The following is a 10,414-nucleotide window of genomic DNA, read 5'->3' as shown; positions in this document are numbered from 1 at the left end:
GTTTTAACCTATCTATTAATTAAATATCAACATAAATCCCGATGGTTAACAGTCGGCCTTGCCTTTTTATTAGCAGGTAGACTTGGTAATGGCTGGGATCGCCTCTTGCGCGGATATGTTGTGGATATGGTTTATTTTAATATTTTTAATTTACCGCTTTTGAACTTTGTTTGTAATTTGGCGGATATTTTAATTACTATTGGTGTAATTATGTTGATTGTATATGTGTTTAAGTCTGATAATCAAAGAGGAGAAGAATAATTACTACTTTCACTTTTCAAAATGATGGTATTGTTAACCGTTTAGACAAGACAATTTTAAGGTTTCATCCTGAATACTCCCGGGCGCAAATTCAAAAATGGATTAAAGAGCAGCAAGTGCAAGTTAATCAGCAGATTATAGCAAAGGCTAGTTTTCCAGTTCAAGCAGATGACATTATCACTGTGACTGCTACTAAGCGGGCTCCCTTGCACGCATGCCCGCAAAAATTACCTCTAGAAATCATCTATGAAGATGATGATGTACTAGTCGTTAATAAACCTCAAGGTATGGTCGTTCATCCTTCTGCTGGGCATCCTGATAAAACTTTGGTTAATGCAGTCCTTTACCATACTAAAATTCAAAGCCAAGATGATTTGCGTCCCGGAATTGTTCATCGAATTGATAAAGATACTTCAGGCTTATTAATGATTGCTAAAACTGAATTAGCACAAGTTTCATTGAGTGAGCAACTTAAAGCCAAGAGTAATTTGCGCTCTTATTTAGCAATTGTCCACCATCCTTTTACCGAACACTCAGGAACAATTACTGCACCCATTGGACGAGATCCCCGCGATCGTAAACGTCAAGCAGTAATAGCTACGGGTAAACCAGCAGTCACTCATTTTGAAGTGAAACAAAATTTTGCTGATTTTGCTTTAATTAGATGTCGTCTAGAAACAGGACGAACTCATCAAATCCGGGTGCATTTACAATATATTAATCATCCTGTTGCAGGAGATCCCTTATATGGTCCACGTCATACTGTAAAAGGGGCAGGGCAATTTTTACATGCGGAAACTTTAGGATTTAAGCATCCGCGAACCGGACAATGGTTGCAATTTCAAGTAGATCCACCACAAATTTTTCAAGAAACTTTAAAGAAATTGCAATCATCACTGCCATTAGATATCAATTAGTAAAAGGGGTATTAAGATGAATAAAGAAATTGTTGACGATAAAACCATGAAAAGAACCTTGACCAGAATCACCTATGAAATTATTGAAAAAAACAAGGGCAATCAAAATCTGGTTTTAATTGGAATCAAAACTCGCGGTGCTTATTTAGCTAAAAGAATAAAGTCGCGTCTATATCAATTAGAGGATATTGAAGTTCCCCAATACGACTTAGATGTAACCAATTTTCGAGATGACCATCCAGAAATGACTAATAATGAGCAACCGCAATTTACATCTGAAGATGTTAATGGTAAAAATGTAGTGCTAATAGACGATGTTTTATATACAGGTCGTACTATTAGAGCAGCCTTAGATGCTATTATGAGTATTGGTCGACCTAGCAAAATCTCTTTAGCGGTGTTGGTAGATCGTGGACATCGGGAATTACCGATTCGCGCTGATTATGTAGGGAAAAATATTCCGACTTCACATAAAGAATTAATTAAAGTATCTATGGCTGAAATTGATGATGAGGATAAAATCGAGATTATAACTAATTAATAATTATGAAAAGATATTTAATTTTAGAAGATGGAACGGTATTTTGCGGTGACAGTGTAGGTTCTACTACTATTTCTACAGGTGAATTAGTAGTAACCAACAACATTGGCGGTTTAGAACAGACAATTACTGATCAAACATATAACGATCAAATTATTGTTTTTGTATCCCCGTTAATTAGTACAATTGGTATGAATCGTGATGATTATGAATCCATTGCCTTAAGCTGTAAGGGTGTAATCTTTAATAGTATACCAATTAATCAAATGGACGAGAGTAATCCTAAGTCTTTAGCACATTTTTTAAAAAAGCGACGATTGCCAGGTATTACTAATGTCAATATTCAACGTCTAGCGGCCCATGTAAAAAAGCATGGCGCTATGAAAGCCAGTATTATGGATGCTGATGATGAACATGCTATTGATCAAATCCGTGCTTTAGTAATCCCTCATGACCGGGTTAAAACAGTATCCACAAAGCAGCCATATCCTAATCCTAATGTTGGTTTTAAAATTGCAGTAATTGATTTAGGACTAAAATTTTCAATTTTACGTCAGTTATCAATTCGTAAATGTGATTCTATTATTTTACCGTATAATATTAGCGCAGAAGACATTTTAGAATTAGATCCAGATGCAGTTTTATTTACTAGCGGGCCAGGAGATCCAAGAGAAATACCTGAAACAATTGCTACTTGTCAACAATTAGAGGGAAAGTTACCCATATTTGGAATTGGCCTAGGGCATTTGGTTGTTGCCTTAGCTAACGGGGCAGAAATCGAACAAATGTCTTATGGACATCATGGTTCTAATATTCCAACCTTGGAAATTGCCACAGAAAATATTGAATTTTCTAACCATAATCACAATTACACCGTCGCTCATACTAATGTGGCTCAAATTAACTTTTTTATCACTTATCGTTGTGTAGAAGACAACACTATTGAAGGCTTAAGGCATCGTAGTGATCCTACGATGACTGTTCAATTCCAGCCAGAAGCAGCACCCGGAACGCACGATACATTATATATATTTGATGAATTTATAGAAATGATTAATTCATTCAAGCAAGGTAATCAATTATGACAAAAAGAGTTTTATTAATTGGTACAACTATGGGATTAGTCTCCGGTGAAAAATTAGATCAGGAAAAAGCTATATATGTTACCTTAGAATCGTTTCAGCAATCAGGCTACGAAACTATTTTACTAACAGAAAATCGAGAAGTGTTTCCTGATTTTCATACTTTGGCTCAGCATGTAATTTTTCAGGACATTAATTTAACTAATTTAAAGTCGATAATTATTCAGTACCAAATCGATTTTATTTTTCCTACTTATGCAGCTAATAATAAACTAAATATTTTCAAGAATTTAATTAAGCAGGGCTTTTTAGAAAAGAATCATGTCAAATTACTAGTTTTAAATCAAAAAAATTTGAATTTAATGATTAGCCATAAGGCTTTGACCAATTATCTGCAAAATAAAGGCTTTCGACTTATTGAGCATGAAATTATTAATAAGTTTGATGAAGCAATGGCATTTGTTCAACAACATCATTTCCCAATTATCATCCGAGTAAACAATAAAGAACAAAAAACTTATTGGAATAGTATTAATACAAAAGAAGAACTAATTCATTTGTTCCAAACAACTAAAGCTAGTGAGGGCTATGAAGTTGAGCGTAGTATCAATACTTTTAAGGAAATAACGATGACCACTGTACGGGATCGTTTTGATAATAAGGCGTTAATCTATGCTTCTGAAGATATTGATCCTATTGGAATCCACTCGAATGATTCCATCAGTGTAACTCCCGTTTATTCCATCACTAATCGGTTATTTCAAAGAATACGTGATGCAGTGTTGAAATTAACTCGATTATTAAAAATTGTTGGTATTTGTACTTTTCATTTAGCAGTAGATGAAAAGACTGATTCATTTTACGTTCTCGAAATCTCACCCCTATTTCAGAGTAAAATCTTACCAATCATAGCTAGTACTGGCTATCCACTTTTTGAAGTTATTTGTCAAATTAGTTTAGGCTGTCGTTTACAAAATGTTTTGACCTTAGATGGCTCAATTATTAATGCTGCAGTAGAATTAACACCTAATCATCTAACAGGGCGCTTTCCTATTTGGCAAAGTCCTCAACTAGTAGATCTTAATAATAATTTAGGTCCACATAAATCATCTTTGGGAGCAGTCATTGTTAATGGTAATAACCTTGAAACTGTGATTATGAAGGGATTTAAAATTTTAAACTTGAGTGATGATATTTTTATCAACCATCCCGATGCTAAATTAAGTGACGAACAAATCGAATCTCTATTATTTCATACTAGTATTAGAAGAATTATTGCTGTTTGTGAGGCCTTAAATCGAGGTTTTGATGTTCAAGAAATTCAAAGTTTTACTAAATATAATTTAGTATTTTTGGAAACATTAAAACATTTACTCGATCTAGCTCGCTTGTTGGAGTACAAAAAGGGAGATTTGGATACTTTATTATTAAGCAAACGTTATGGCTTTACAGATTTTTTGATAGCAAAACTTTGGAATTTGACTACAGCGCAAGTAACAAAAATCACCTCACAACTAAGTTTAAACCGTCTTTTTTTACCGACACCCAGCTCTTACTCATTAGATCATGGAGCAGTTTTAAATTATTATTCTAGTTTCTTAGATGATCCTTTTATTAAAGAGCCCAATTATCAAATTATTATTAATAACTATCCTAATTCAGATATGATTTCTAATCATGAGATGACAATTTTAGCCCATCAGCTTATTCATCGATTTCAGTCTGACGGCTATTCGGTAGCTGCTCAGGGTAATTTATTAAGTAAAATTGATTCGCACGCTTTAGGAGATTTTTATGTGGACTCTAGTTATAATAAATCTTACTTATTTAGCCCCCAAAATCGTTTGAATATTGCTATTAATACTATTGAAAATCAACATATTAATTATCCGGTTTCTATTTATAATTTGAAATATCAGCAACAATTACTGCAAAATCACCAAATAACTACAGAAATTATCTTTATTCAAGATAATCAACAGCGCTTATGGCTTTCTTTACCTATTACTAATGTATTAAAAAAGCTATCATCTCAACATTTTGAAATGACAGCTATTCCCAGTAAATTAAAAACCGGACTGGTTAAAAGAATTAGTGATTATGTCCACAGTAATTATCAAAATACCAAATTTGGTACAATAATAATTTCTGATAATGACCAATGGCAGTGGCTAGATGGCTTTACAATTAATGTAGGTATTGTTAGTCAAGTTAATCCCAATTTCATTGATGTACTCTGTCATTGCTTAGTTGGTATTGCAACACCTAAATCGCAGAAAAGTAAACACTTATTTGGACGTAAAATTAATTTAAAACAATTAGCTAATGGATTGTATACGACCAAAGTTAAATATTTTGATTTGCCAACTACTTATCGACAAGAATTAAAATGACACATTATTGAGGTTGCAATTGATTCTTAGGGACAACATAAAGCGTCTGTTGATCAGTATAAATAACAAATCCTGGTTTAGCACCGTTAGGTTTATGCACATGTTTAATCAGGGTATAATCCACCGCTACTTTAGCTTGCGTATTATTTTGCCCAGCTTTAGAATAAAAGGCTGCCAGTTGTGCAGCTTCTTTTAAAACCGTCATACTAGGCTGTAAAGAAGCAATAATTACATGTGATCCAGGCATATTTTTAATATGCAGCCACGTGTATCTTTTGTCAGCAAATTTAGTAGTTAGATAATCATTTTGCAGATTGTTTTTGCCAACGTGAATATGAGTACCATCACTAGCTATAAAAACATCTCCGTGATGAACCTTAGGCGCACGCTTTTTACTAGTACGTGACTGCTTAAGATAGCCTTGTTGTTGTAACTCGGTTTGTATATCAATTAAATCCTGTACTTGAGCATAATCCATTTGGGCTAGAATGCCTTCTAGATAGTCTACTTCAGCGGCAGCAATTTTTAATTGCTCTTGCAAATGCTTAATTGAATTTTTTAATTTTTGGTAAGTTTTAAAGTAACGTTGAGCATTTTGGGAAGGAGAGAGTTCAGGCTTCAGGGCGATTTTCAAGGGTTGATTATTATCATAATAATTATTTAATTCAACCCATTTTGCACCTCTGGGCACCTGATTCATAAAAGTCGTTAATAGCTCCCCGCACAAACGAGCTTGATCTGCTGACTGGGTTTTTTGGAGGTCCTTTTTTAGTCGCTTAATCTTAGTACGGGCTCTTTTTAAGTTACGTTTAATAATCTGCAGAATGTTATCAGCTTGTTGGCGTATTCGGTCTTTACGTGCTCGATCTAGATAAAATTCATCTAACATCAGACTTAAAGAAGTAAATTGATGTGGTTTAAAGTTCTGCTTATCAAGGCTTTGATAAGCAATGGGGGTAAACATTTGCTGTTGTTTTTTAGTATAGAGTGTTGGTTGTGGCTGGCCTAATTGTTGAAATAGGTGATTAAAGTTTTTTAAAATTGCATCGGCATTAGAGTCAGCAGTTACTAAACGCTCAACTATTTCTTGCAATGAATCTTTACCAATCCCCATAAAATTATTGCTAATTAAAGCTTTTGTTTGTTCCGGATCTTGTTGTAACAGTATAGATATATTTGCTTTGACAAAACGTTCACGTAAAAAGGCATCAAATGGATTTTGTAAATTTTGCTGGGGCGGTAATTTATAAATAACCTGGGGTAATAGCTCTCGATAACGATCTTGATTTGAGCTAATATGTTTAATTGCATCGATAATTTTTTGATCGCGTTCTCGTACTAATACAATATTACTGTGCCGATTCATAATTTCTACGTATAGATTTAATATTTGTACATCACCAAGTTCATCTCGATTTTGCAATTTTAAAATTACAATACGATCATTTTTAACTTGAATGATGTCTTTAATAAAAGCACCTGCTAAATGCTTCCGGAGGGTCATCACAAAATTGCTTGGCTTGGGGGGACTAGGCAATTTATGTTGGGTAATTTGTATTCGAGCATAATTAGGATTGGCTGATAAAAGTAAACCATAATTGTGATTTAAAGCGCGAATTGTTAAATAAAGTTCCTGTGCAAAAGGTTGCTGAATTTTCGTAATTCTTCCAGTAATTAATTGTGCTCGTAATTCGGCAACCATTGTGTGCGTAAAAATACCATCAAATGACATAAAATTTATAACAACTCCTATTATTAATTTGAATTCTCATCAGTTAACATTTTACACTATTTAGGATAATGTGATACAATTGTTCCTATTGTAATATCGACCAATAAAAGCTAATAAAGAACGGTTGGTGAATAATATATGAAAATTGCTGTAGTAACGGACAGTTCTTCATATCTTTCAAAAGCAGAAGCAAAAAAATATCAAATTCATATCGTTTCCATACCAGTAATCATTGAAGATCAAGTTTACCATGAGGGTGTGGACATTACTACGGAAAAATTCTATCAACGTATTCGTAGCTTAAAAGAACTTCCGAAAACATCACAGCCAGAATTTGGTGAACTTAATAAACTTTATGATCAATTAGCTGATGCCGGTTATGATGTAGTTATTTCTATTCATTTGGCAGCTACTATTTCCGGGTTAATTAATAGTCTGCATACTCTAGCAAATACCAAATCTAATATTAAAATTATTCCTTATGATTCTCATATCACTGTCAGACTCATGGGCTATTTAGCTATTGAGGCTGCTAGAATGGCACAAGCAGGGGAAGATCTAGATGATATTTTAGCCCGCTTAGATGACTTACGCAGTACAATTGATGAAAATATTATTGTTAATGATCTAACTAATCTAGTAAAGGGTGGTCGCTTATCTAACGCTTCAGCTGTTATTGGCACCATGTTGAATATTAAACCGCTCTTAACTTTTGATGATCAAACCGATGAGATTGTGGCTTATGAAAAAGTGCGTTCTGTCAAAAAAGCATATTTAAAAACTGAGCAGCGCTTTGCCAAAGCTCAAGCAGAAGCGGATTTTCCTTATCGCTTATTAGTATTAGATGCTAATGATCGAGCAGAAAATGACTTATGGACAGCCGACTTACGCAAAAAATTTCCTGATACGACTATTGACCAAAGCTATTTTGGCCCAGTTATTGGTACGCATTTAGGAGAAAAAGCCATGGCTTTAGGATGGATTAAGGATTTTGATAAAGTTTAATATTTGTTAAAAAGGAGCTGGGACAAGGATTTGTCTCAACTCCTTTTTGTTATAAACAGAAATGAAATTCTTATTTTATCAGACCTGTTAATATATAACTTCTAATAAACCAGTTAACCAGTTTTGGATTGGATTATTTTTACTTATAATTAATTCTTAAAATTTTTTCCGCTGATAGGGTAGTACTAAGGGCAATTACAGCTAAAATAGTAAGAATAATAAAATCAAATTGGCAACCCGTAGCTGCTGTACGAGCAATTGCTGCCGTTGATTGAGAAATGTTAAGCTGTTGTACTGAGACTACAGCTGACATTATGCCGGTACCTAACGAACCAGCATATTGCTGTAAAGTATTAAAGAGAGAGTTAACATCAGGTTTAGCAGCTAGTGAAACAAATTTACTAGCATCAGACATTGTATTCCCATAACCGAAGTTGAAACCACCACGCATAAAGCAATAAAAGAACATAATTAAAGCCATAGTTAGCTGTTTAGTCAAAATAGTCAATAAAGCAGCTCCTAATAACATCGAAAGATTGGAAATAAATAATGGTAAAAATGAGCCTTTACGATCATAAATTGTGCCAGCAAATGGAGAAATAATAGCTCCTAAAATAGATCCGGGTAACAAAATTAATCCTGCAATCATCGAATTAGTCTGTAAAACTTCTTCAGCCAAAATTGGTATGACAAAAGATACAGCAATATTCATAAATTGCAAAATAAAAAAATTAATTGCTCGTAAACTCACTATAGGATTTTGCAAAATGGCAAAGTTTAGTAATTGTCGCCGACCATATTTCAGATGCAATAAAAAGCCGGCAAGTAATATAAATGTTATAAGAATTCCCATTAAAAATTTAACATTAGTAAATCCCAAACTACCGCCTTGATCAATACTTATAACTAATGCAATCATTAATCCAGTCAACAGCATTAATCCCCAAAAATCAAAAGCAGAATTATCATGGCGAGCTTTTAAAGTAATAGTGAGCCCACCAGTAATCATAATGATAAGAATAATTGGTATTACGCCAATAAAAATCATCCTCCAAGACCAATAATTATTAATAATGCCACCATAAGTAGGTCCCAAAGCAGGTGCAAAAGAAGTGACCATTGTAGCAAATCCAGTATAAACGCCTAATTTTTGAGGAGGAATTTTAGATAAAATAATATGAAATAGCGTTGGGGTTGATAAACCGGTAGCAATTGCTTCCAGCAAACGACCAACCATCAACATTGGAAAATTAAACGCCAGGGCACATACAATAGTTCCTATAAAGCATACTGTTGCTGCTGTTAAAAACAGGCTGCGTGCATTAAAGCGCTTTACTAAATAAGAAGTAGTGCTCATTACAATCGTTACTAATAATAAATAACCAGTTGTTACCCATTGGACGGTATCTAATTTTATACCAAATTCTTTCATTAAAGTAGGAAAAGCTACATTCATCGAAGTCTCAATTAATATACCAATGAAAGATAAAAAACCAGTAGCTAAAATTGATAATTTAGTTTTTAAAGTAACGACTTGTTCCATCAAATACATTCTCGCTTTCTATTTCTATAATGTTCATTTGATAATTTTAACACAGAAAAATTTAAGTTCGATTTCTTGTTTGGTATTTTATTCTACTTATTTTATTTTATTCTTCTGTAGATAAATTATAAATTTAATTAATTAATAATGACAATAACATAGTATAAAAATAGAAGTATAAATTGATAGTATAGAGAAGTTAACAATAAATAAAATTGATTCTACAAATAAAATTGATTCTACTTTACATAATATATATTATACGAAGTAACAATAAAATTTTAAGAACTAAGTTTAGAAATCACATGCAAACAAGCTTTGTTATTAAAATATATATTCTTTATATCTTATTTGTTTATAACAAGCGAAATTCAAATAAATACTAAGCAATAATATTTTAACATTGATTAGTGTTGTTGAAAAGTTTCATAAGAATCAATCAAGAGAATAAAATTGAACATCTGCCTCTATTTTAGATCTCGTTTACCATTAGTATAGTAACAAATAGTATAGTAACAAAATTCTCAATTTTAAATTAACGCCTCACTTATTTATATTTAGACAAATAAACCAAGTTCTGACTCCTGACATTTTTAAGTAGATTCCACATATATGTATTATATGCTAAAATATTTTTTCACTGATTAAAAAATATGAATTTAGCTAGTTTTTATTTATTATGGTTATAGAGATTTTCTAATTTGCTAAAGATGATTTGATTCTAATAAGTTTTATAATTCTATACAACAGATAATCTATACAACAGATAAATAGATTAGATAAATAGATTTAATTCATTAAATATAATTCAATACGCATGGTGCTAGTTAATTTTTCTGATAGTATCCACAAACAAACATTGTTCTAACCGCGTTTGAAATCCCGCTAGTGAACGCGCGCGATTGCGTTCAATATCAAAAAGATTGTTCCAGCTGGAGAA

The 10,414-nt window shown here is 32.8% G+C and carries 8 protein-coding genes and 1 pseudogene; 6 read left to right on the top strand and 3 right to left on the bottom strand.

What is annotated here, in order from left to right; translation table 11 throughout:
* The 5 genes from EQ827_RS06740 to EQ827_RS06720 all read left to right on the top strand — a co-directional run.
* Nucleotides 1–261 (top strand): signal peptidase II (locus EQ827_RS06740; RefSeq protein WP_181190237.1); only part of this gene is annotated, 261 nt, incomplete at its 5' end.
* Nucleotides 258–1,178, top strand: a complete 921-nt coding sequence (locus EQ827_RS06735) for an RluA family pseudouridine synthase (RefSeq protein ID WP_373563513.1) — start codon at nt 258–260, stop codon at nt 1,176–1,178. The genes EQ827_RS06740 and EQ827_RS06735, both read left to right, overlap by 4 nt.
* Nucleotides 1,179–1,194: 16 nt before the next feature.
* A complete protein-coding gene (gene pyrR, locus EQ827_RS06730) occupies nt 1,195–1,719 on the top strand; it encodes a bifunctional pyr operon transcriptional regulator/uracil phosphoribosyltransferase PyrR (protein WP_181190236.1) in 525 nt (174 codons plus the stop codon).
* Nucleotides 1,720–1,724: 5 nt separating this feature from the next.
* On the top strand, nt 1,725–2,804 hold the full coding sequence (locus tag EQ827_RS06725; protein ID WP_181190235.1) for a carbamoyl phosphate synthase small subunit: 1,080 nt from the start codon (nt 1,725–1,727) through the stop codon (nt 2,802–2,804).
* Nucleotides 2,801–5,194, top strand: coding sequence for an ATP-binding protein (locus EQ827_RS06720; RefSeq protein ID WP_181190234.1), 2,394 nt, complete (start codon nt 2,801–2,803; stop codon nt 5,192–5,194). Before EQ827_RS06725 ends, EQ827_RS06720 begins: the two co-directional genes overlap by 4 nt.
* A gap of 4 nt (nt 5,195–5,198) precedes the next feature.
* Here EQ827_RS06720 and EQ827_RS06715 read toward each other — a convergent pair whose 3' ends face one another.
* The gene (locus tag EQ827_RS06715) at nt 5,199–6,926 is read right to left on the bottom strand and encodes an Rqc2 family fibronectin-binding protein (RefSeq protein WP_181190233.1); all 1,728 of its coding nucleotides are present in this window, start codon (nt 6,924–6,926) and stop codon (nt 5,199–5,201) included.
* A gap of 138 nt (nt 6,927–7,064) precedes the next feature.
* On the opposite strand from EQ827_RS06715, the gene EQ827_RS06710 reads away from it, so the two are divergent.
* Nucleotides 7,065–7,931, top strand: coding sequence for a DegV family protein (locus EQ827_RS06710; protein ID WP_181190232.1), 867 nt, complete (start codon nt 7,065–7,067; stop codon nt 7,929–7,931).
* 139 nt (nt 7,932–8,070) lie between these two features.
* Here EQ827_RS06710 and EQ827_RS06705 read toward each other — a convergent pair whose 3' ends face one another.
* Nucleotides 8,071–9,477 carry an MFS transporter gene (locus EQ827_RS06705; protein ID WP_373563512.1) on the bottom strand — a complete coding sequence of 469 codons (1,407 nt, stop codon included), beginning with the start codon at nt 9,475–9,477 and terminating at the stop codon, nt 8,071–8,073.
* Nucleotides 9,478–10,297: 820 nt separating this feature from the next.
* A pseudogene (locus tag EQ827_RS09325) lies at nt 10,298–10,414 on the bottom strand (IS982 family transposase); the annotation flags it as partial.

The organism is Bombilactobacillus bombi (assembly GCF_013607485.1).
GTDB lineage: Bacteria > Bacillota > Bacilli > Lactobacillales > Lactobacillaceae > Bombilactobacillus > Bombilactobacillus bombi_A.
The sequence above is the reverse complement of the archived record's forward strand: the minus strand, read 5'-3'. Positions and strand labels throughout refer to the sequence as shown.